This is a genomic window from Methylococcus sp. EFPC2 (assembly GCF_016925495.1).
Taxonomy (GTDB): Bacteria; Pseudomonadota; Gammaproteobacteria; order Methylococcales; family Methylococcaceae; genus EFPC2.
Map to the genome: position 1 here is coordinate 1,198,996 of NZ_CP070491.1, position 20,413 is coordinate 1,219,408.

Consider the following 20,413-nt stretch of genomic DNA (forward strand, 5'->3'; position numbering starts at 1 on the left):
CCCCGCGATACACCGAGTCGGGTACTGAGTTTGACAGAAGAAATACTGCGCCTGGCGAACGATTTGAACGCGCCGTATCTGTACGAGCGTTCGTTCAAGCTGGCCGACCACGCGCTTTACGATCAACGCTTGCTGATCAGCCTACGCATGGCCCACCTCGGACCCGATCCGTCATCCCTGCTGGCGCATATCTGCGACACGCTCGCCGTCCCGGCCGCTCATCGCAAGGCGATAGCCGCGCACCTGCACGAGGCGGACAACCTCCATCTCGGGGTGGAGGAGGGCGCCGGCACGTGCGTTTACAAGCTCTATCTGGAGTTCGCCCGGAAGTTCAGGCAGGCACTCGGAAGCGCCGGCGCATCATGCCGCCCGCCGCTGCTGCACCTGGCGTTCAAATGGGAGCCGCGGGAAGGGGGCCTGCACACGATCGCCCGCTATACCGGCAATCCGGGATGGGGTGTCGGCGAAATGCAGGGAAGATTGGCCGAGCTCTATGCCGATAGTCCCGGCTCGGCGGCCCGTCGATTCGCAGCAGGCTTGCTGGAAAAGGCGGTCGCGAGGGTGCCTGCGGAATCGCTGTTTTTCCTGACCGTCGAGGAGGACGATAATCCGCGCGCGTCCTTCGATCTTTGCGTCTACGATGCCGGTTTCACCCTGGCCGAAACCGAGCCGGAAATTCTGGCGCTGGGGCGCTATTTCAAGCTGGCCGACGACGAGCTCGGACGGCTCATAGCGCCGATCCGGCAGGAAAAACTGGGACACTTTTCGGGCGGGGTGGGGCGCAACGGCCATGAGTTTTGTACCCTCTACTACGGCGTAAGACGACATGTTCCCTAGGCTCAATTCGCGGTTTCGCGGCGACATCGGGTTTGGGCGAACGGCAGCAGGCATCGCATGATATCGGCCGATAAGCTTCTGGAGTTCAGCGCGCCTGACGATCGCTATTACGATTTCTGCCTGTGGGAGTATCAGCCGCTGTCGTCTCCCGAAGGCAAATACCGCTCGGTCAACCTGCTTTACAAATCGTTCGAGGTCGCAGGCGTCGACCCCGGGATCGTCGAAATCTGCCGGGCCATACGGGACGGTATAGGCCCGTGGAGAACAGTCTGGGGCGTGAAAAAAATTGCCGACAAACTGAGCTGGGAGTTCTATTTTTACGATTACAAGCGGTTGAACCGGGAAGTCTCCATCGAGCGGATGACGGCCCTCTTGTCGCCCTATGTGAAATGCGGCCTGGATTACCCCGGCCAGCATCCTTATTTCATGTTTTCCATCGATCTGGATCCCGCTTTGATAGGCGGGGCAGGGGAGCTGGACGAGATCAACGTCTACCTGGGGAATCCCGGCAGCACGGTGTCATCCGGCATTTGCTATTCCCTGACCGCGGGCGGTTTGGCGCTGGACAACTTCTATTTCTTCTTCGATGCCGCGACGGAACTCGATAAGGCCATCGAAAAAGCCCTTTGCTCGGTCTATCTGGACCCGGTCGCTCTGGATACACGCGAAATTTTCTGGCCGGAGCTGACCCGCTGCAAGACCGTCGTCGTGGCGAACAAGAAATTCAACGACGGAATCTATTTTTCCAGGGTGGACATCGGACAACTGATAGGGTTTCTAAAGCGTATGGACTATCCGCCCGCACTGGTCGCCTACGCCGAGGCCAATCGGCATCGTCTCGATCACATGCGCTACGATGTCGCCTTCGATTATGTGATGGAGCAGGGCGGGATCAGGGTATTGAAGAGCAGCTGGTATGGCGTTTTTTGATTTCCGTCCGGTCCGCACCGGGCGCCTGGGGAGGTGATGCCTCATGGGACGTTATGACCATAGCCAGTATGTCTCGATGACGCTGGAGTTCCGCTGCAACCTGAAATGCGTGCATTGCATGATAGAAGGGACCATGGATCGCCTGCAGCCCGAATCGCAGGACCGGTTCCAGGCGCTGCTGCAATACAATGCCCAGCACCGGGCGTGGAAAGGACTCATCATGACCGGTTCGGAGATCACCCTGAACCACGATCTCCCCGACATGGCCCGCATGGCGAGAGAGGCCGGTTTTCAGCACGTGCGCATTCAGACACACGGCATGCACCTGGCCCAGGAAAGCTATTGCCGCAAGCTGGTCGAGGCCGGGGTCGACGAATTTTTCGTGAGCGTCGCCGGGCCGGACGAGGAGAGTCACGATGAGATCACCGGCGTGGCGGGTTCCTTTACCCGGATGCTGCGGGGGTTGGAAAACCTCGAAGCCTACGAGCATGTACATTCCATCACCAATACCGTGGTCACGGCGAAAAGCTACCGGCTTCTGCCCGCCGTGGTCGATCGCCTCGCGCATCTCAAGCGGCTGACGCAGATGGAATACTGGCTGTATTGGCCCATGAGCGAACGGGATGAAAAGGATCTGATCGCCCGGCACGCGGACGTGCTCCCCTATCTCAGACAGGCGATCGCCAAGGCCCGCGGGTATGGCCGCGACGTGGAAGTCAAGAACTTCCCGGAATGTCTGCTCGGCGAGGAGGGTGAGGCCCTGGTCAACACGCAGCCGCAACTGTTCATCGATCCCGCGTTCTGGAAGGAATTCGGCCGCAACGGTTTTTATCAATGCGTTCATCGGGAACGATGCGGCTCGAAGGAGTGCCTGGGGCTGAATACCGCCTATGTCGGCAAATACGGCTTGGAGCAGGACAGCCTGCATCCTGTCGTCAGCCGAATCGGCAATTGACGCGGTGGGCCGAGCATAGGGCGAACAGAGGCCAGATTCGATGAAAGATATCCGCGCCGATGCGTTCAAGGTGTCGGCAGACGCCGAGACTGTCAGCGTATTATTCGGCGCCCGGCAGCCGGGCGCCGAATGTGGCCGGAGTCTGCCCGTGACCGATCGCATCGTGTTGACGCGCGAACTCGCCGAAGCCTTGCACGCACGGCTCGGCGAGGCGCTTGCCGAGCCGGCCGGCTCGCCATCGCAAGGATTAAGCGGGGCGACGTCTCCGCATGGCGCACTGCCCTTGCCTTCGGCCATCGAAGGCGGCGCCGAAAAGGCCCGGCTATGGCTGGCCGAGGTGCAGGGTCTGGGCCTCCCCTATGGCTTGGAGCATTCCTATAAGTTGCTGGACAAAAGGCTACTGCGCAATCGCTTGCTCGTCGGATTCCGGGTGGACGCCGGCGCCGCCGGCTTGCATGAGGCCTTATGCGATTTGTGCAGACGGCTGGACATGCCACAGGAATCGATAGAGGCTTTTGCAGCGCAAATCGGTGCGGCCAATATCGTGCTGTTCGGGTTCGAAGAAAATGAAACGACCTGTCTCTACAAGGCCTATCTAGAATTCGGCGGTAACCTTAAAAATATGTCCCTGGAAAATCCTGTGCCCTTCCAGATCCATGCGGGCTACAAGTGGGATGCATTCGATAACCGCAGGTCATCCATCGCCCGTTATACCTGTCATCCGCTGCTTTCCATGCAGGCCATACAGGACAGGTTGACGGCGTTTTATGGCGAGGGACGGGACAGACTGGCGACGATCGCCCGCAAGCTCATAGCGCGCGCGGCGGAGCGGGTGGGCGAGTACGAGTTTATCTACGCCGAGGTCCTCGAGGACGGAAACCCGAGGCATTCCTACGACATCAACCTATACAGGGCCAACATGAGGGTAAGCGAGCTGCGCGATATCCTGATGGAAATGGCTGAATATTTCCGCATTCCACTGGATGATGCCGATGCCGCGTTTGCTTGGGCTCAGGACCAAATCGTGGGTCATCTGTCCGGCGGTACCGACCGGCAGGGAAGGGATTTTCTCACCGTCTATTTCGGCGCTTTCGGTAGTTCATGCTGAATGAGCGCCGGGCCGATTTCATGTGGAAACGGTCTTCTTTCATTATCGATCCGGAGTCGAAGCGCGGCCATGGCCAGAGTTGAATCGCCCAGCAGGAACACCTACGACGAATTACCCTACGAGAGCCAGCCTTTCGCCGACACCCATCCCGACCGCCTGGCCAGCCTGGCGAGATTGTTTGGCCTGAGCCCTGCACCGGTCACCGCCTGCCGCGTGCTGGAACTCGGCTGCGCCAGCGGCGGCAATCTCATTCCCATGGCATTTCAGCTGCCGGGCAGCGAATTCGTCGGCGTCGATACCTCCCGGCGGCAAGTGGAAATGGCGCACGAGACTATAGGCGATTTGGGCTTGCGCAATATCCGCATCATGCATGCCTCGATTCTGGATATCGATGCCTCCTGGGGGAGTTTCGACTACATCATCTGCCACGGCGTCTATTCCTGGGTACCTGGCGAGGTCCAGGACAAGATACTCGCGGTATCGGCAGAGAATCTGGCGCCGCACGGCATCGCTTATGTGAGCTACAACACCTATCCCGGCTGGCATATGCGCGAAATGCTCCGCCATATGATGCGCTACCACGCGGACCAGTTCGAGGATACCGCGCGGCAGATAGGTCAGGCCAGAGCCCTGGTCGATTTTCTGGCGAACTCCGTATCCACCAATGATTACTACGGATCGCTGCTCAAACGGGAGCTCGACAACATCCAGGAACATCCCGACTGGTATCTATTCCATGACCATCTCGAGCTCGTCAACGTCCCCATCTATTTTTACCAGTTCATCGAGCGTGCCGGACAAAAAGGCCTGCAGTATCTGGCCGAATCCGATTTCTCGACCATGTTGACGAGCGGCTTTCCCGAGGAGACCGCCAGGACGCTGAAGCAGATCAGTCCCAACATCATACGGACCGAGCAGTATATGGACTTCCTGCGCAACCGTTTTTTCCGCCAGACCCTGCTGTGCCATGACAACCTCGTTCCCAAACGTGCGCTGGGTGCTTCCAACATGGAAGGTTTTCTCTTCGCTTCGGCTCTCCGCCCGGATACGGACGCCGCCGATTTGTCGCCCGGCGTAAAGCAGGGATTCCGCATGCCCGAGGGCAAGGTCATCAGCACCGATTTCCCTCTGACCAAGGCGGCGCTCGTGGCGCTGGGCGACCACTGGCCGCGCGCCCTGGAACTGGATTATTTGTATGCCGAGGCCGGACGGCGTCTGGGCGATACCGGATACGGCGAGGGTAGCGAGGACGAACGCGCCTTGTTGCTGGGCGATCTGCTCCAATGCTATGTCTCGAATGCCCTCGAGCTGCATACCTGGCAAGCCGACTTCACGACGCGCGTAGGCGAGCGCCCCAGGATCAGTCGCATCGCCGCTTATCAAGCCACCCGGGGGAGTTCGATCATCAATCAGCGGCACGAAGCGGGCGAGCTCGACGTATTTGCCCGCGAGCTCGGCATTCTGCTGGATGGCAGCCGCGACCGGAGCCAACTGCTCACTGCGCTCCGATGCCGCGTCGAGGCCGGCGAGTTGGCTTTTCGACAGCAGGGAAATCCCGTAAAGGAAACGGCCGCGCTCGATCGGATACTGGAAACGGCGCTGGACGAAACGCTGCGCCGTTTCGCCCGCTCGGCGTTGCTGGTCGAATGAGAACGGACCGTCCCTGCGCGTTGTGATGAGTACTGGGCGGATGCATTTCAGCAAGGCCTCATCGCCGATGCCGACCGAGGCAGTCAGTATGCCTCCAGAGACGACTAGCGATTGCTGAATCGCCATGGCTTCCTGGGCAGCGTGAGCCGCAACGGAGAGATTGCTGCGATGATGCGGCAATGGGAGAGCTTCTTCCACTCCCTCACGGTCGAGCAGACCGAGCGAAAGAGCTGCGCCACTCGGGGAGAGGCGAAGGCCGTGTTCGAATACATCGAGTCTTGCTATAACCGGAAACGGCGGCATTCGACGCGCGACTACCTGTTACCCTGTGACTTTGAAGCTCGAATGGCCGCCTAAGGAAGACGGGTGCCAAGAAAAGCGTTGCAATATCAAAATTTGGCAGCGACCAACCTCGATACGCACACCACCCAACGTTTGGACGGTTCCATGACCGGACACATCGTCAAGCAGGAAAACCGCCGCCCGTCATCCCTCCGCAGGTGACCACCAATAGTTGTGGCTTCCCGTTGAAATTCGTGGCCCCATAGTCCCGAAGTCGTCCGCTCCCGTCCAAGAATTTCATTTCTATCCCAGTAAATTCAATTCCTTAGACCCCATGCGAGGTTTTGGCATGGTGGCTGTATTTTGCTTCTCGTCACCGTCGCCGCACTCAAGCCGTGTTCGTGTGATCCGACCACAAGCAAGGGACCGACCGGTCGTCGTTTCGGCAACGGCTGCCGGGCTTCGTTCCGAATGATCCGTAGAAAACGCAGCCATCAGCAACCTGAGGAGGCAAATGAACATGAACAACGATGAACCTATAAAGGGTGAGGGCCGGCAGTTGGCTGGCCTCGGCAGTTCAACACGCCGTTTCCAGCCCGGTAATCCGCTTGTGAGACGAGCGCTCCGGAAGCTACCCATGGGCGCCGTCCTGAGTGTCTTACTGCTCTACGGCACCGTCGCTGCCGCCCACGGCAACGATGCCGGCGAGTTGCGCCGCTTCATTGCCCGGCAGGTCGGCGGCATCGAGAAGCTGACGGTTCCAGCGAACGACGCCGACCTGCCCCAACCCCGGCTTGCCGACGGGAAGCCCGATCCCTACTTTCAGACCACTGAAGCGAAGCGCTACCTTGGGAAAATGCTGTTTCACGACCCCGTGCGAACGGCCAGGATTCGGCAGGAATTCGGAGGCGTCCTCGACACCCGGCAGACCGCCTCGTGCGGGAGTTGTCACCAGGGCGAATCGGCGTCCAAGGCCGGCACGCTGCTGAATTTCGCCGTGGGCGGCGAGGGCAGGCACTATACGGATGCCAAAGGCAACTTCATTCCACGTCGCCGGCCGCGCACCGATATCCTGCCGGTCCTGAGGACCACCCCGCTTTTCCCCGGTGATGAGTTGGTGGACCAACTGCCTACTCTTACGGACATCTACGAATTCGCGGTAGGTAGTCCCGCGCGGGGTCGTAAACTTCCGGACCCCGGGCGCTTGCTGGCGACCGGTCGGCTGGACGCCTTGGACAGCGTCGCGCGTAATGCACCGGGTGTGATCGGTGCCGCCTACAACAACCGGCTCTTGCTGGGTGGGTTTGCAGGCGAGCCTGACGCGTCGCCCGGCGGCCTCAATCCGTTCGGGCATCCGGCGCAGGAAAACGTCGCCCTGCTGCTGCTGGATGCCCATCGGATGTTGGAAGACCAGTCGGCTGAACTGCAAAAGGTCCCTGCCTTTGTAAAGCTGTTCCAGGACGCGTTTCCCGCGGAAGCCGCCCAGGCGCCCGATTGTTCGCCCCAATCTCCTCCCGCGCCTGGAAGTTGTGATGCCCTCATTAACGACGTCACCGTTTTGCGGGCAACGGCGACCTTTCTGCGCACCACCGTCACGCGGGACACCCCCTGGGACCGGTTCCTGGCCGGCGATAACGGTGCGCTGACGCCCGCGCAGCGACGAGGGGCTAGGTTATTCTTCACCCCTGCCAGCGATGGCAAGGGCGGCGCCGGTTGCTACGCCTGCCATAGCGGCCCGATGCTCAACAAGCAGGTGAACGACCCCGATGTGGCCGGCGTTGGTCAGTTCGTGGAAGAGAATTTCTACAACCTGGGTCTTGCCGACCACCCGCTCCAGGCCCTGAACAAGGTGGGGCGGAATCAGCCCGACTTCCGCGATGATGGAAGGCGGGAAATCACGGGCCGTGACAGCGATGCCTTCAAGTTCCGGGTATTGACGCTGCGCCAGCTCAAAGACGCCCGTTTCTTTTTCCACAATGGCCTGCTCACCAGCGTCAAGGACGTGGTGCGGTATTTCAACGCCGGCGTGCCGCAGGACGCCGAGGCTGCCGCGGCCGGTACGCTCACGCCGCGGTTCACCCATCCGCGCGGGCCAGGTTGGCCCGATGGCCTGGGCTTGAGCGCCGACCAAGTGGACGACCTCGCCGACTTTCTGGAGAACGGCCTCTACGATCCCGCATTCGTCCACTACGATCCCAAGTCGCCAACCCGGATGTTCCAGCTGAGCCCGCCAGACGTCCAGTACTCGGTCTACCGGCCGGATCTCGCGGCGCTGGGCGCCACCGACGGCCTCACTTTGAGCGGCCGGGCCGAGGACAACGACGACCCGCTATCCAGACGTGATAGGGGATTGGAGTTCCTGGATGTGACTGCCGATGTGCAGATTGCACGGCTCCCCTCGAAACGCCTTGGCGACAACCGGCGGGAGGACGTGTACAGGATCACCAATAGCGGCTCCTCGCCGATTGACACCCACCTGCTCCTGGTCGCCAAGGGTCTCCCCGGACAGGTTCGCCTGGTGAACGGCGACGGCATCACCCAAGCGGGGGAACCCTATCGCCGGATCTACCTGACCGACGGCGTGCTTCGCCCAGGCCAAAGTATTGTGGAAAGTCTGCGCTTCAACCGGTTCGCCGGGGCGCAGAGCATCGGCTATACCCTCACCTTACTTTCGGGGCAGGGCACTCCATGAAAACCACGCTCCACCGGCAATAAGCGCCATTCTACGCGCCTAGAAGGTGAAGATCGGATGGGCCCGCATAGCCGGCCGTGTACTCGCCGGCCTAGGTTCCGCTTTCGAGAGGGGCCTAGGCCGGCGCATGCACACAAGCGGCGCGCTCAGCGTTTGACGCCGTTGCAGCGCACGATGGGCATAACCGGCGGTAGCCGGCCTTGACGCTCGGCAGCAGCCGTCATCCGAGGCGGCTCATGATCTGCCCCAGTCGCGCAACGGCGGCGTCGATCTGCTCCGATGGGATCATACCGTAGCCCAAAGCCAAGCCGTTGGGCGCCGGCCTCCCGAGCGCGTATCGTTCGAGGGCATGGAGTCGGATGCCGTCTGCTGCCGCTGAGCTTACCAATTCGTCGGCTGGAATTTCCTCGCTCAGCTTCACCGCCAGATGCAAGCCCACCGCGTCGCCGATGGGCTGCAAGCGCTCGCCGCCGTATCGCGACAAGGCTCGAAGCAACGCACCACGCCGCTCCCCGTAGACCTTGCCCATCTTGCGCACATGGCGCACCAAATGACCCTCGTCGATGAAGGCCGCCAGGGTGTCCTGGGACGGCGTCGGGCAATACCAGTCGGCGCAGGCCTTGGCGGCGACCAGGGCGTCGTGTGCCCAGGGTGGCGCCACCACGAAGCCCAGGCGCAGTTCCGGAAACAGGCTCTTGGAGAAGGTTCCGACGTAGCAGACCGAACCGGCCCGGTCCAGCGTTTGCAATGCGTCCAAGGGGCGGCCACCCAGGCGAAATTCGCCGTCGTAATCGTCCTCCACAATGACCACGCCCCTCTCCTGCGCGAATTCGAGCAGGGCGACGCGGCGCCGGGCGGACAGGGTAATGCCGAGTGGAAACTGGTGGGAAGGTGTGACGCAGATCATCCGGGCGTCGGCCGGCAGGCGATCGACCCTTAAGCCTTCCTCGTCGACCGGGACGGCGGCCAGTTTGGCACCGGCGGCGGTGAAAGCGTCCCGCAGCGGCGGATAGCCCGGTTCCTCCACCGCGACCACCGTCCGGCCCGGCGTGACCAGGATGCGGGCCAGCAAGTCGAAGGCCTGCTGGGCGCCTGCCGTGACCACGATGTCCTCCGGCGAGCAGGAAACCGCCCGGGCGTAGGAAACGTGCTTGGCGATCGCCGCCCGCAGCGCCGGGCGGCCCTGCGGATGATCGTAGGCTGCCGCTGTCTTAGACCAGGCCCTCAGTGCCCTGGCGGACAGGCGCCCCCAGACCGGAAAGGGAAAGGCCGATTTGTCGGGGAGCCCGAGCCTGAAGTCGAAGCGGAAAGATCCGTCGACCGCAGGCAGTACCGGTTGAGCCCGGCGCCAGGCTGCACTCAGCCGGCCGTCCGCTTCGGATTCGCCGGGCGGACGCCGGGCCGGGCGCGGCGAGATGGCCGCCACATAGGTTCCGGAACTCGGCCGTACGACCAGATAGCCCTCGCTCAACAATAAGTCGTAGACCGCCAGCGCGGTATTGCGGGAAACCCCGAGGGCTGCGGCAAAGCCCCGCGTCGAAGGCAGCCGGGTGTCGGGCTGGAGCCGGCCGTCGAGGATCGCTGCCCGCAGTTGGGCGTGCACGGCGCGCAGCCGATCACGGGAAGCCTTGGGCGGCAGGGTGATGGGCAGATCGAAAAGTGGCTCCCTGATTTTTGCCATTTGTGGTCCTTTTCGGGCGTCAGTCGCCGCCCTATTGTGCCAGCACCGTCACATCACCAGAAAAGGAGCATCGCATGTCCGCTACCGCACCGCTCATACCCGCCGTCGCCGGCAATCCGCAGCTGCCGTGGATTCCGGTCGGTCCCGGCATATCCAAGAAGCTGCTGGCCCTGTTCCCCGAGCGGGGGGAATGGGTCACGCTGCTGCGCCTGGAGCCGGGAGCGCGCATCCCCCTGCATAGGCACCAGGGCGAAGTTCACGGCTACCTACTGAGCGGAGGCCGGCGCCTCGAACCGGAAGGACGACTACTCGGTCCCGGCGATTACGAATACGAGCCGGCTGGTCACGTCGACACCTGGACCGCATCAGGCGATCAAGCCTTCGTGAGCCTGTTCTTCGTGCGTGGCGCCGTGGAGTATCTGGCCGCGGACGGCTCCGTCCTGCGCCGGGAAACGGCCGCCAGCAACGCCGAGGAATACCGCCGAGCCTGTGCCGAGCAAGGCCTCGTCCCACTCGATCTGGGTCACTAATCAGGAGTACCGATCATGTCCGTCTCCACGATTTCCGCTGCCGATCATCACCCCAGGAAGCGCGTGCCGGTCCTGGATACCGAGATGAGCTACGTCGACGTCGGCGCAGGCGATCCCATCGTCTTCCTGCACGGCAACCCGACCTGGTCCTATCTCTGGCGCAACATCATCCCTCATGTCCGGGATCTCGGCCGCTGCCTGGCCCCGGATCTGGTGGGCATGGGCCAGTCCGGGCCGGGGTCGGGCTACCGTTTCTTCGACCATGTGAAGTATCTGGACGCCTGGTTCGAGGCCGTGGGCATCGGCCCCCGGGTGGTCCTGGTGGTCCACGATTGGGGTTCGGCCCTGGGCTTCCATTGGGCTCGCCGCCATCCGGACCGGGTACAAGGCATCGCCTACCTGGAGGCCCTGGTGCAGGTGCGGTTGTGGTCCGATTTCCCCCCGCCGCGGGAGCATCTGTTCCGCGTTCTGCGATCGGACGACGGCGCCCGCATGGTGGCGGAAGAGAATTTTTTCGTCGAGACCGTGCTGCCGAAAAGCGTCTTGCGGAGTTTGACCGAGGAGGAAATGGCGGCCTACCGGGCCCCCTTCCGTACACAGGAGTCCCGGCTGCCGACGCTGGCCTGGGCCCGCGAACTGCCCATCGAAGGGGAACCGGCGGACGTCACCGAAGTGGTCGAGGACTACGGCGCTTGGCTTACGGCCAGTGATATTCCTAAGCTGTTCGTCAACGCCGAGCCGGGGGCTTTACTGGGGGAACGTGCCCGCCAATTCTGTCGGCAATGGCCGAACCAGACCGAAATCACCGTGCCGGGCATCCATTACCTGCAGGAAGACGCGCCCAACGAAATCGGCGCGGCGCTGGCGCGGTTCGTCGGGGGACTCCGCGCGTCTTCGGCCCGCTCATTATCGGAAACCGCCGCATGAGTAACGCGGCTATCCATTCCGGCGTGCCCGCTCCTGGAAGTCGCTCAGCGACGCTACGACATGGCCCAACAACATCACCGGAGGCTCTATGTTACTGCGAGCAATTCTGGCGTTTCTGTCCTTGCCCGCCCTGGTGGCGGGGGTATTCCCCTGGTTCATCTCGCGGATTCCAGCGGTCATCATCTTCCGGACGGATTGGGGGGCCGCCTTGATGGTGTTCGGCACCGCCATTCTGCTTGCGTCGGTCGTTTCGTTCTACCGTCGCGGTCGAGGAACACTCGCTCCCTGGGATCCGCCGCGGCACTTGGTGGTTCAAGACCTTTACCGGTTCAACCGGAATCCCATGTATGTCGGGGTTACATGGGTGGTGATCGGGTGGGCGCTCTGCACGGGCAGCCCATGGAATTATGGCTATGCCGTCCTGATTCCGCTCATCTTCCACCTTCGCGTAGTGATTTACGAAGAAAAACAGATGGAGCGCCTATTTGGCCGAGAGTGGGCGGCCTATCGCAACGCGATTCCGAGGTGGGGATTCGTTTTCCGCGCTTACACCCCAACTGTCGAGCAATCGCCGCCAAACGTACGCGAGACCCGCGGCGGGTCTCGCGCCGGTGAGGCATGACGTTCTAAAGTGCTTTCCGTGTCGGCAGATAAGCCGAATTACGCAGCACTTCTTCGCCATCGCGGGATTCGATCGCGACAGTATGACCAAAATTGCGCCCCAGTCCCGCGACGACCGCTTCCGTAAACCACTGCCGCCATTTGCGGACAGATCGCCGGCGCCTACTACGGCGAGGCGAGAACTCCGCCACGCTGGTTGGAGCGTTTGGTGAGATTAAACGAAATCGGAGACTAGTCGGAAACTTGTGTGCGAGAAACTGGCCTGAGACGGTTTTTTGTTGCCTGCTGAAAAGGGGTCGGAGAGGGATGACCCACCCGAGCGTACCCGGCAAAGCGATACCGCGATGGATCGCATTCCATTCGATTTTGCCGCAATAAGACTTGTCCGCAGACGGCCATCGCATACGGCTGTTTCGTTCTGTGGGACTGTGCCCACCAGGCTAAGTCGGCGGGAAGCCTTACGCCAAAGTGGATTTTCGAGCCCGCGTGTTTTCCGCCATACGCTGTCCGGAATGTAAAGCTTGGGAAGACATTCTGGTAGAATGCGGTCCATCCCCAGTCAACACCCGGGTCTTGCACCCACTCCATGTCCAAAAAGCTGTACATCGAAACCTTCGGTTGTCAGATGAACGAATACGATTCCGCCAAGATGCGGGACGTGTTGCAGGCCTCCCACGGCTATGAACTGACATCCGATCCCGAGCAGGCCGACGTGCTCTTGCTCAACACCTGCTCGATCCGCGAAAAAGCCCAGGAAAAGGTTTTTTCCGAACTCGGCCGCTGGCGCCCCCTGAAAGAGAAGCGCCCCGACGTCATGATAGGCGTGGGTGGTTGCGTCGCCAGTCAGGAAGGCGAGGCCTTGCAGAAGCGCGCGCCTTTCGTCGACATGGTGTTCGGGCCGCAGACGCTGCATCGCCTGCCGCAGTTGCTCGATGAGGTCAGGGCCAACCACCGCCCCGTGCTGGACGTTTCATTCCCCGAGATCGAGAAATTCGATTCGCTGCCCGAACCCCGTGCGGAAGGCCCAAAGGCGTTCGTCTCCGTGATGGAGGGCTGTAGCAAATACTGCACTTTCTGCGTCGTGCCCTACACCCGCGGCGAGGAAATCAGCCGGCCGGTGGCGGATGTGGTGGCCGAGATTACCGCGTTGGCCGCCCAGGGCGTGCGCGAGGTCAATCTGCTGGGCCAGAACGTCAACGCTTACCGCGGCGAGACAGAGGACGGGGAGACCGCCGATCTGGCGCTGTTGCTTTATTACGTCTCGGCGATCGACGGCATAGAGCGCATCCGTTACACGACCTCCCATCCGGTCGAGTTTTCCGACAGCCTGATCGAGGCTTATGCCGAGCTGCCCAAGCTGGTCGACCATCTGCATCTGCCGGTGCAAAGCGGCAGCGATCGCATACTCGCCCTGATGAAGCGCGGCCACAACCGCGCCGACTACATGGCCAAGATTCGCCGCCTGCGCCAGATACGGCCGAACATCAGCCTGTCGTCGGATTTTATCATCGGCTTCCCCGGCGAGACCGACGAGGATTTCGAGCAGACCATGGATCTGATCGAAACCCTGGGCTTCGACCATTCATTCAGCTTCATCTATAGCGCCCGACCCGGCACCCCGGCCGCCGAAATGGCCGACGACACGCCGCTGGAACGCAAGCGCGAGCGTCTGTCCCGTTTGCAGACGCGTATCCTGGATATGGCCTCGGCCATCTCGCGCGGCATGGTGGGCACCACGCAGCGCGTCCTGGTCGAAGGCGTTTCGCGCAAGGATTATGCGCAGATGAGCGGACGCACCGAAAATAACCGGGTGGTGAATTTCGCCGGGCATCCGAAAATGGTCGGCCAGTTCGTCGACGTGCTGATCACCGAAGCGCTGCCCAATTCCCTGCGCGGTCGCTTGCTGGACGAATCCGCAAACGACCTGCTGCATACTTCTTTTTCAAAAACCGCCTCGCTTTAACTTGTCCACACATCCCAATCAGCTTCAATTCACCCTGGAACCCGACGACAACGAGAGGCTCGCCAGCCTTTGCGGCCAGTTCGACGAGCATCTGCGCCAGATCGAACGCCGGCTGGGCGTCGAAATCGCCAACCGGGGCAACCGTTTCCAGATCATCGGTTCCGCGCGCCCGGCCCAAGCGGCGCACAAACTGCTGGAAAGCCTGTTCCAGGCATCCGTGACCGAGGTTCTCACCCCCGAGCGCGTCCATCTCGCCTTGCAGGACGCCAATATCGCGAGCTTGCTGGAATCCCCGTCCGTGCCGGTGGAAGACGAGGCCGGACTGATACGCACCAAACGCGGGGTGATCAAGGCGCGAGGAGCCAACCAGCAGCTTTATCTCAAGAGCATCCAGCATAACGACATCAATTTCGGCATCGGTCCGGCCGGCACCGGCAAGACTTATCTGGCCGTGGCCTGCGCCGTCGAGGCGTTGGAGCGCGAGCAGGTGCGCCGTCTCATTCTGGCCCGGCCGGCGGTGGAAGCCGGGGAGAAGCTGGGCTTCCTGCCCGGCGACATGGCGCAGAAGGTCGACCCCTATTTGCGCCCCTTGTATGACGCACTCTACGAGATGCTGGGATTCGAGCGGGTGGCCAAGCTGATCGAGCGCAACGTGATCGAGGTCGCGCCCCTGGCCTTCATGCGCGGGCGCACGCTCAACGATTCCTTCATCATCCTGGACGAAGCGCAGAACACCACCATCGAGCAGATCAAGATGTTCCTCACCCGCGTGGGCTTCGGCTCGAAAGCCGTGGTGACCGGCGACATCACCCAGATCGACCTGCCGCGCAGCAAGGAGTCGGGGCTACGCCACGTGCTGGAAGTCTTGCGCGAGGTCGAGGGCATCAGCTTCACCTTCTTCACGGCCAAGGACGTCGTGCGCCACCCGTTGGTGCAGCGCATCGTTTCAGCCTACGAAGCGCACGAACGCGCCCATCCGTCCTCATGATCGAGGTGGAAATCCAAAATGCCAGCGCCTCGGCCGATGTACCGTCGGAGGACGAGTTCCGGCGTTGGGCGGCTACGGCGGTGCAGCGGGATGCGGCCGAAATCGTCATCCGCGTCGTCGACGAGGACGAGAGCGCCGAGTTGAACGAGCAATACCGCCACAAGGCCGGCCCGACCAATGTGTTGAGTTTCCCTTTCGAGGCGCCGCCGGGTGTCGATACCGACATCCTGGGCGATCTGGTGATCTGCGCGCCGGTGGTCGAGCGCGAAGCCGGAGAGCAGGGCAAGACGCCCGCGGCCCATTGGGCTCACATGGTGGTCCATGGCGTTCTGCATTTGCAGGGTTACGATCATATCGAAGAAGCGGAGGCCGAGCGCATGGAGGCCGAGGAAGTCGCCCTATTGCGCGGCCTGGGCTACGGAAACCCGTACGAGGAAGCGGAGGAAGCATGAGCGACGAGCATGCGAATGAGCACCGCTCCTGGCTGGAACGCCTGGGTCACTTCCTGACTGGCGAGCCGGAGGACCGGGAGGATTTGCTGGTTTTCCTGCGCGACGCACAGAAGCGCCACGTCATCGACCCGGAAGCGCTGGCGATGATAGAAGGCGTGATGCAGTTTTCCGAACTGCGGGTGCGCGACATCATGATTCCCCGCGCCCAGATGGTGGTGGTGCCGCAGGATGCCGAACTGGAGACGATCTTGCCGCTGGTGACCGAATCCGCCCATTCGCGTTATCCGGTGATCGGCGAAGACCGTGCCGAAGTGGTGGGCATACTGCTCGTGAAGGACTTGCTCGCCCATGGCCTGAAGAGCAAGTCCTTGCTGGTGCGCGACGTCATGCGACAGGCGCAGTTCGTGCCGGAAAGCAAGCGGCTCAACGTCCTACTGCGCGATTTTCGCGCCACCCGCAGCCACATGGCCATCGTGGTCGACGAATATGGCGCGGCCGCCGGACTGGTGACCATCGAGGACGTGCTGGAGCAGATCGTCGGCGATATCGAAGACGAGCACGACTTCGGCGAGGAAGAATACATCTTCCGCAAGAGCGAGCAGGACTATACCCTGAAGGCATTGACGCCCATAGACGATTTCAACGAATTCTTCGGTTCCGACCTGAGCGATGAAGAGTTCGATACCATAGGCGGGCTGATCGTCCACCATCTCGGCCATCTGCCGCACCGCGGCGAACGGGTGGATATCGGGGCATTCCGCTTCACCGTCCTGCAGGCAGACAGCCGCCGTGTACATTCGCTGAAGCTGTCGGTGCAGTCCGATACCGACGGCGACCCGATTAAACCCTAATTCAGACCGGATCCTGCCCGTGTTGTTCGAAGTATTGGCGCTGGCCGGCGGCCTGATCGCGCCCCTGGCGTTTTCGCCGTTCGACTGGCCTTATCTGGCCTTAGTTTCCCTCGCCTTGTTGTTCATATCCTGGCTCGCAGCCACGCCGGCCCAGGCGGCCGCGCGCGGATATCTCTTTGGCTTGGGGCAGTTCGGCTTCGGGGTGTCCTGGGTGTACCTCAGCATGCACGACTTTGGGGGCGCCAGCGTCGCCGAAGCCAGCCTTCTTACGCTCTTGTTTGTCCTGTTTCTGGCCCTTTATCCGGCTGTGGCCGGATGGTTGGCGGTGCGTCTGAGCCCGGCGCGCCTGGGGCGAAGCCGCGTGTCGGTCTACGCGGCCGTCTGGGTGCTCATGGAGTGGTTTAGAGGCTGGTTCCTCAGCGGTTTTCCCTGGCTGCAATTTGGTTCCAGCCAGACCGACACTCCCTTGGGGAACGGCATAGCGCCCGTTGCGGGCGTTTTCGGCGTGGGACTGGCGGTCGCGGTGCTGGCGGCTCTGGCGATACTGTTGATCGATCGCCGCCACTGGCGGCGGCGTGGCGCGCTGGTGGGAATGGCCTCGATCTTTGTGGTCGGTGCCTGGTCCGAGCGGGTGGATTGGACCCAGGCCGCCGGCGAGCCGTTCAAGGTCGCGCTCTTGCAGGGCAATATTGCCCAGGACCAGAAATGGGTGCCTGCTTTTCAGCGGGCGACCCTGGAAAATTACATCGCCCAGACGCGCGAGCATTGGGACGCCCGTCTCGTCATTTGGCCGGAAACCGCGGTGCCGGCCTTCTTCCATCAGGTGAAGGATACCTGGCTGAAGGAACTCAAGGCCGAGGCGGCAACCCACGGTACCGATTTGTTGATCGGCATGCCGGTGCTGAATCCCGAAAGCGGCCAGTATTACAACGCCCTGGTCGGCCTGAGCCGCGGGGACATGTATTTCAAGCGCCATCTGGTGCCTTTCGGCGAATTTCTGCCGCTGCGGCCCGTATTGGGATTCGTGCTGGAGTGGCTGCAGATCCCACTGGCGGATTTTTCGCGCGGAGCCGAGGATCAGCCTCTGTTGACGGCCGCAGGCCACCCGCTGGTCGCTTCCGTCTGTTATGAGGACATATTCGGTCACGAGTCCCGTGCGGGCTTGCCTGAGGCTACCTATCTGGTCAACGTCACCAACGACGCCTGGTTCGGCACTTCCATCGCGCCTTATCAGCATGTGCAGATGGCGCGCATGCGGGCTTTGGAAAGCGGGCGCTACCTGTTGCGCGCCACCAACACCGGCGTGACGGCGGTCATCGGCCCAAACGGAACCATCGTCGCTCAGGCCCCCTTGTTCGAGCGCACCGCCGTCTCCGCCGAAATCCAGCCCCGGCAAGGGGCCACGCCTTACGTCCACTACGGCGATTGGCCGGTCGTCTCGCTGCTGTTGGTATTCCTGCTAGCAATACAAGGGCTCCGGCGTATTCCTTAGCGAAATCTTTATATTGTTGCGATATAAAAATTTTGCGTTCCTGCTGCCTTCGGTTATTATCGGAACCGCTTTATGTTCCAAACAACCAAAACGGAGGTGACGGATGCATAAACGTAGATGGTTGGCTCACAGCCTACTGACTATCGGTTTGGCGTCTTTCTGTACGTTAGGTCATGCCAGAACGGCAGGTCCCGAAGGCCTTTCAGAAGGCAAACGAATCGGCAAAGCATCGTATTACAGCGATAAATTTCACGGTCGGCGCACCGCCAGCGGCGAGCGATACGACCGCAACGCACTTACCGCGGATCACCCCTTCCTGCCGTTCGGCACGGTGCTCCGGGTGACCAATCTGCAAAATCATCGCAGCGTCGAGGTCAGGGTCAATGACCGCCATCGCTTGCGGGGAGGGCGGGTTCTTGATCTTTCCCGTCGCGCAGCGAGCGAACTCCGCTTCGTCGGGGCGGGTGTCGCCATGGTCCAATTCGAAATCGTCCAGTTGGGCGATTCCTGACCGGATTCCCGCATCAAAAGCCGTAATCCAGATCCTCGATTTTCACCAAGCGACCGTTTTCGAAAATCAGACGCTGCATGAACCGATGCGGGCCGAAGTTATAGGTCCATTCGTCGATGTTCACCGGCACTTGATATTCGAAATCGAGTCCCGGCTGCTGCAAGCCGGAGCCTCTCTGCCGGTACGAGCGGTATTCCACCCGGTGCTCGGTGAGGGCCGGTTCGCCGCACTTGCGCAGTACCTGTATCTTGGCGTCGCCCGCCAGGACCAGCTCCCGATCGCAGCGCAAGGCCCAGGCTTCTTGGGTAAGCATGCACAATGCCATCAGCAAAATTCCGTAATGCGTTTTCATGCGACTCCTCGCGCCGAATTCCGGTTGGCTTAATTCTTGACCAATAAGCTGGGGATAAACATAATTCTTCGGTCTTTTTCTCGCCAGTGAGCAAGTAATCCATGAGCACCACACAAGATCCCATCCATTTCACCGACAGCGCCGCCGCCAAGGTCAGCGAAATCATCGCCGATGAACACAACGCCGACCTGAAACTGCGCGTTTATGTGCAGGGCGGCGGCTGTTCCGGATTCCAGTATGGTTTTACCCTGGAGGAAACCGTCAACGACGACGACACCTGCGTCGAGAAGAATGGCGTGACCGTGTTGATCGATTCGATGAGCATACAATACCTGACCGGCGCGGAGATCGATTACAAGGACGATTTGTCCGGAGCCCAGTTCGTCATCCGCAATCCCAACGCCTCGACCACCTGCGGCTGCGGCTCTTCGTTCTCGGTCTGATTCAGGGACGGTAGATCCCGCCCAATACCACGGGCTGTCCGGCACCGGTGACTTCGGGCAGATTGCCCGGCAGGCCGTTCAAGGTTTGCCGGGCCAGCCAGGCGAAGGCCACGGCTTCGACCCAATCCGGATGCAGGCCCAGGCTTGCGGTCGATGCGACCGGCCCGTGCGCCAGGCCGGCGATGCGTTCCCGCAGATACCCGTTATGTACCCCGCCGCCGCACAACAGGATCCGGCCGGCGTCCGGCGCATAACGCGAGATCGCTTGCGTTACGCTCGACGCGGTCAGTTCGCACAGGGTCGCTTGCACGTCTTCCGACCGCAGACTCCGTTCCGCCAAATGCTCATGCAGCCAGCGGCGGGAGAAATACTCCTGTCCCGTGCTCTTGGGCGGAGGACGATCAAAATACGGATCGCTCAGCAGGGCTTGCAACAACGCAACGTCCACCCGGCCGCTGCGCGCCCAGGTCCCGTCGTCGTCGCGCGGATGCCCCAAATGCTCCGCGACCCAGCCGTCCATCAGGGTGTTGCCGGGCCCGGAATCGAAGCCGAACACCGGACCGTCTCCGGTCTTGGGCAGCACTGTGAGATTGGCGATACCGCCCAGGTTGACGATGACGCGCTCTTCCTCGCGGCTTTGGAACACGGCGCGATGAAAGGCGGGCGCGAGGGGCGCGCCCTGGCCGCCGGCGGCGATGTCGCGGCGGCGGAAATCGGCGATCGTGGTGATGCCTGTGGTTTGCGCGATGCGGCTGGGATCACCGATCTGCAGGCTGAATGCATGGGGACCCTGGGGGTGATGGAACACGGTTTGACCGTGACTGCCGATGGCCGCGACTTGATCGCGGCCAATGCCGGCCTCCTCCAGCAATTGTGTCACGCAAGCCCCGAACAGCAGTCCCAGTCGGGCGTCCGCTTCGCCCAGTGCCCGCATTTCGACCTTTTCGGCGTAACAAAGCCTGGCCAGCGCCTGCCGCAATTCGGGCTCGTAAGCCCGGTAATACGTCGCGTGCACTTCGGGGCGCTCGTCCGTGAAGCTGACCAGGACGGCATCGATGCCGTCCAGACTGGTGCCCGACATCAGTCCGATGAAATAGTGTGGAAGGGACATGGCGAGGTTTCGTGGGGGTTGGTTGGCGCGGTGGCGC

At 61.7% G+C, this 20,413-nt stretch carries 20 protein-coding genes; 17 read left to right on the plus strand and 3 right to left on the minus strand.

Annotation, left to right across the window (positions count from 1 at the left end):
* Positions 1-30: 30 nt before the first annotated feature.
* The 7 genes from JWZ97_RS05060 to JWZ97_RS05090 all read left to right on the plus strand — a co-directional run bounded on the left by JWZ97_RS05060 (position 31) and on the right by JWZ97_RS05090 (position 8,454).
* On the plus strand, positions 31-837 hold the full coding sequence (locus tag JWZ97_RS05060; protein WP_205433723.1) for a hypothetical protein: 807 nt from the start codon (positions 31-33) through the stop codon (positions 835-837).
* Positions 838-894: 57 nt separating this feature from the next.
* On the plus strand, positions 895-1,767 hold the full coding sequence (locus tag JWZ97_RS05065) for a hypothetical protein (RefSeq protein WP_205433724.1): 873 nt from the start codon (positions 895-897) through the stop codon (positions 1,765-1,767).
* 43 nt (positions 1,768-1,810) lie between these two features.
* The gene (locus JWZ97_RS05070; RefSeq protein ID WP_205433725.1) at positions 1,811-2,722 is read left to right on the plus strand and encodes a radical SAM protein; all 912 of its coding nucleotides are present in this window, start codon (positions 1,811-1,813) and stop codon (positions 2,720-2,722) included.
* A 40-nt stretch (positions 2,723-2,762) separates the two neighbouring features.
* Positions 2,763-3,830 (plus strand): hypothetical protein, encoded by a 1,068-nt coding sequence (locus JWZ97_RS05075; RefSeq protein ID WP_205433726.1) that lies wholly within the window; start codon positions 2,763-2,765, stop codon positions 3,828-3,830.
* 69 nt (positions 3,831-3,899) lie between these two features.
* On the plus strand, positions 3,900-5,480 hold the full coding sequence (locus tag JWZ97_RS05080; RefSeq protein WP_205433727.1) for a methyltransferase regulatory domain-containing protein: 1,581 nt from the start codon (positions 3,900-3,902) through the stop codon (positions 5,478-5,480).
* Between the two features lie 111 nt (positions 5,481-5,591).
* The gene (locus JWZ97_RS05085; RefSeq protein WP_205433728.1) at positions 5,592-5,837 is read left to right on the plus strand and encodes an IS3 family transposase; all 246 of its coding nucleotides are present in this window, start codon (positions 5,592-5,594) and stop codon (positions 5,835-5,837) included.
* A 562-nt stretch (positions 5,838-6,399) separates the two neighbouring features.
* The gene (locus JWZ97_RS05090; RefSeq protein ID WP_205433729.1) at positions 6,400-8,454 is read left to right on the plus strand and encodes a cytochrome-c peroxidase; all 2,055 of its coding nucleotides are present in this window, start codon (positions 6,400-6,402) and stop codon (positions 8,452-8,454) included.
* Between the two features lie 220 nt (positions 8,455-8,674).
* On the opposite strand, the gene JWZ97_RS05095 is transcribed toward JWZ97_RS05090, so the two are convergent.
* Entirely contained in the window at positions 8,675-10,135 is a 1,461-nt protein-coding gene (locus tag JWZ97_RS05095; protein ID WP_205433730.1) for a PLP-dependent aminotransferase family protein, read from the minus strand.
* 74 nt (positions 10,136-10,209) lie between these two features.
* Here JWZ97_RS05095 and JWZ97_RS05100 point away from each other — a divergent pair, with 74 nt between their 5' ends.
* From JWZ97_RS05100 to JWZ97_RS05140, 9 genes are all read left to right on the plus strand, one after another.
* Complete coding sequence (locus JWZ97_RS05100; RefSeq protein WP_205433731.1) at positions 10,210-10,665, plus strand: 2,4'-dihydroxyacetophenone dioxygenase family protein; 456 nt, start codon at positions 10,210-10,212, stop codon at positions 10,663-10,665.
* A gap of 15 nt (positions 10,666-10,680) precedes the next feature.
* Entirely contained in the window at positions 10,681-11,592 is a 912-nt protein-coding gene (locus tag JWZ97_RS05105) for a haloalkane dehalogenase (RefSeq protein WP_205433732.1), read from the plus strand.
* Between the two features lie 121 nt (positions 11,593-11,713).
* Positions 11,714-12,214, plus strand: coding sequence for an isoprenylcysteine carboxylmethyltransferase family protein (locus tag JWZ97_RS05110; RefSeq protein ID WP_205433733.1), 501 nt, complete (start codon positions 11,714-11,716; stop codon positions 12,212-12,214).
* A 585-nt stretch (positions 12,215-12,799) separates the two neighbouring features.
* Positions 12,800-14,176: a tRNA (N6-isopentenyl adenosine(37)-C2)-methylthiotransferase MiaB gene (miaB, locus tag JWZ97_RS05115; RefSeq protein WP_205433734.1), complete on the plus strand. Its 1,377-nt coding sequence runs from the start codon at positions 12,800-12,802 to the stop codon at positions 14,174-14,176.
* Between the two features lies 1 nt (position 14,177).
* The gene (locus tag JWZ97_RS05120; RefSeq protein ID WP_205433735.1) at positions 14,178-15,164 is read left to right on the plus strand and encodes a PhoH family protein; all 987 of its coding nucleotides are present in this window, start codon (positions 14,178-14,180) and stop codon (positions 15,162-15,164) included.
* The gene (ybeY, locus tag JWZ97_RS05125; protein WP_205433736.1) at positions 15,161-15,616 is read left to right on the plus strand and encodes an rRNA maturation RNase YbeY; all 456 of its coding nucleotides are present in this window, start codon (positions 15,161-15,163) and stop codon (positions 15,614-15,616) included. Before JWZ97_RS05120 ends, ybeY begins: the two co-directional genes overlap by 4 nt.
* Positions 15,613-16,467, plus strand: a complete 855-nt coding sequence (locus JWZ97_RS05130) for an HlyC/CorC family transporter (RefSeq protein ID WP_205433737.1) — start codon at positions 15,613-15,615, stop codon at positions 16,465-16,467. Before ybeY ends, JWZ97_RS05130 begins: the two co-directional genes overlap by 4 nt.
* 19 nt (positions 16,468-16,486) lie before the next feature.
* The gene (lnt, locus tag JWZ97_RS05135) at positions 16,487-17,959 is read left to right on the plus strand and encodes an apolipoprotein N-acyltransferase (RefSeq protein WP_240342491.1); all 1,473 of its coding nucleotides are present in this window, start codon (positions 16,487-16,489) and stop codon (positions 17,957-17,959) included.
* A gap of 103 nt (positions 17,960-18,062) precedes the next feature.
* Positions 18,063-18,470, plus strand: a complete 408-nt coding sequence (locus JWZ97_RS05140) for a septal ring lytic transglycosylase RlpA family protein (RefSeq protein ID WP_205433738.1) — start codon at positions 18,063-18,065, stop codon at positions 18,468-18,470.
* A gap of 13 nt (positions 18,471-18,483) precedes the next feature.
* On the opposite strand, the gene JWZ97_RS05145 is transcribed toward JWZ97_RS05140, so the two are convergent.
* Complete coding sequence (locus JWZ97_RS05145; RefSeq protein ID WP_205433739.1) at positions 18,484-18,822, minus strand: DUF2845 domain-containing protein; 339 nt, start codon at positions 18,820-18,822, stop codon at positions 18,484-18,486.
* Between the two features lie 101 nt (positions 18,823-18,923).
* Between JWZ97_RS05145 and erpA the strand changes: the two genes are divergently transcribed.
* Positions 18,924-19,265, plus strand: a complete 342-nt coding sequence (gene erpA / locus JWZ97_RS05150; RefSeq protein WP_205433740.1) for an iron-sulfur cluster insertion protein ErpA — start codon at positions 18,924-18,926, stop codon at positions 19,263-19,265.
* Between the two features lies 1 nt (position 19,266).
* On the opposite strand, the gene JWZ97_RS05155 is transcribed toward erpA, so the two are convergent.
* Complete coding sequence (locus tag JWZ97_RS05155) at positions 19,267-20,376, minus strand: anhydro-N-acetylmuramic acid kinase (RefSeq protein WP_205433741.1); 1,110 nt, start codon at positions 20,374-20,376, stop codon at positions 19,267-19,269.
* Positions 20,377-20,413: the final 37 nt, after the last annotated feature.

Bases quoted from the DNA above. Each gene is read 5' to 3' on its own strand.
- JWZ97_RS05070 (WP_205433725.1), top strand. From the start codon at position 1,811: ATGGGACGTTATGACCATAGCCAGTATGTCTCGATGACGCTGGAGTTC.
- erpA (WP_205433740.1), top strand. From the start codon at position 18,924: ATGAGCACCACACAAGATCCCATCCATTTCACCGACAGCGCCGCCGCC.
- JWZ97_RS05105 (WP_205433732.1), top strand. From the start codon at position 10,681: ATGTCCGTCTCCACGATTTCCGCTGCCGATCATCACCCCAGGAAGCGC.
- JWZ97_RS05140 (WP_205433738.1), top strand. From the start codon at position 18,063: ATGCATAAACGTAGATGGTTGGCTCACAGCCTACTGACTATCGGTTTG.
- JWZ97_RS05130 (WP_205433737.1), top strand. From the start codon at position 15,613: ATGAGCGACGAGCATGCGAATGAGCACCGCTCCTGGCTGGAACGCCTG.
- JWZ97_RS05145 (WP_205433739.1), bottom strand. From the start codon at position 18,822: ATGAAAACGCATTACGGAATTTTGCTGATGGCATTGTGCATGCTTACC.
- ybeY (WP_205433736.1), top strand. From the start codon at position 15,161: ATGATCGAGGTGGAAATCCAAAATGCCAGCGCCTCGGCCGATGTACCG.
- JWZ97_RS05080 (WP_205433727.1), top strand. From the start codon at position 3,900: ATGGCCAGAGTTGAATCGCCCAGCAGGAACACCTACGACGAATTACCC.
- JWZ97_RS05065 (WP_205433724.1), top strand. From the start codon at position 895: ATGATATCGGCCGATAAGCTTCTGGAGTTCAGCGCGCCTGACGATCGC.
- JWZ97_RS05075 (WP_205433726.1), top strand. From the start codon at position 2,763: ATGAAAGATATCCGCGCCGATGCGTTCAAGGTGTCGGCAGACGCCGAG.
- JWZ97_RS05155 (WP_205433741.1), bottom strand. From the start codon at position 20,376: ATGTCCCTTCCACACTATTTCATCGGACTGATGTCGGGCACCAGTCTG.
- JWZ97_RS05090 (WP_205433729.1), top strand. From the start codon at position 6,400: ATGGGCGCCGTCCTGAGTGTCTTACTGCTCTACGGCACCGTCGCTGCC.
- JWZ97_RS05095 (WP_205433730.1), bottom strand. From the start codon at position 10,135: ATGGCAAAAATCAGGGAGCCACTTTTCGATCTGCCCATCACCCTGCCG.
- miaB (WP_205433734.1), top strand. From the start codon at position 12,800: ATGTCCAAAAAGCTGTACATCGAAACCTTCGGTTGTCAGATGAACGAA.
- JWZ97_RS05100 (WP_205433731.1), top strand. From the start codon at position 10,210: ATGTCCGCTACCGCACCGCTCATACCCGCCGTCGCCGGCAATCCGCAG.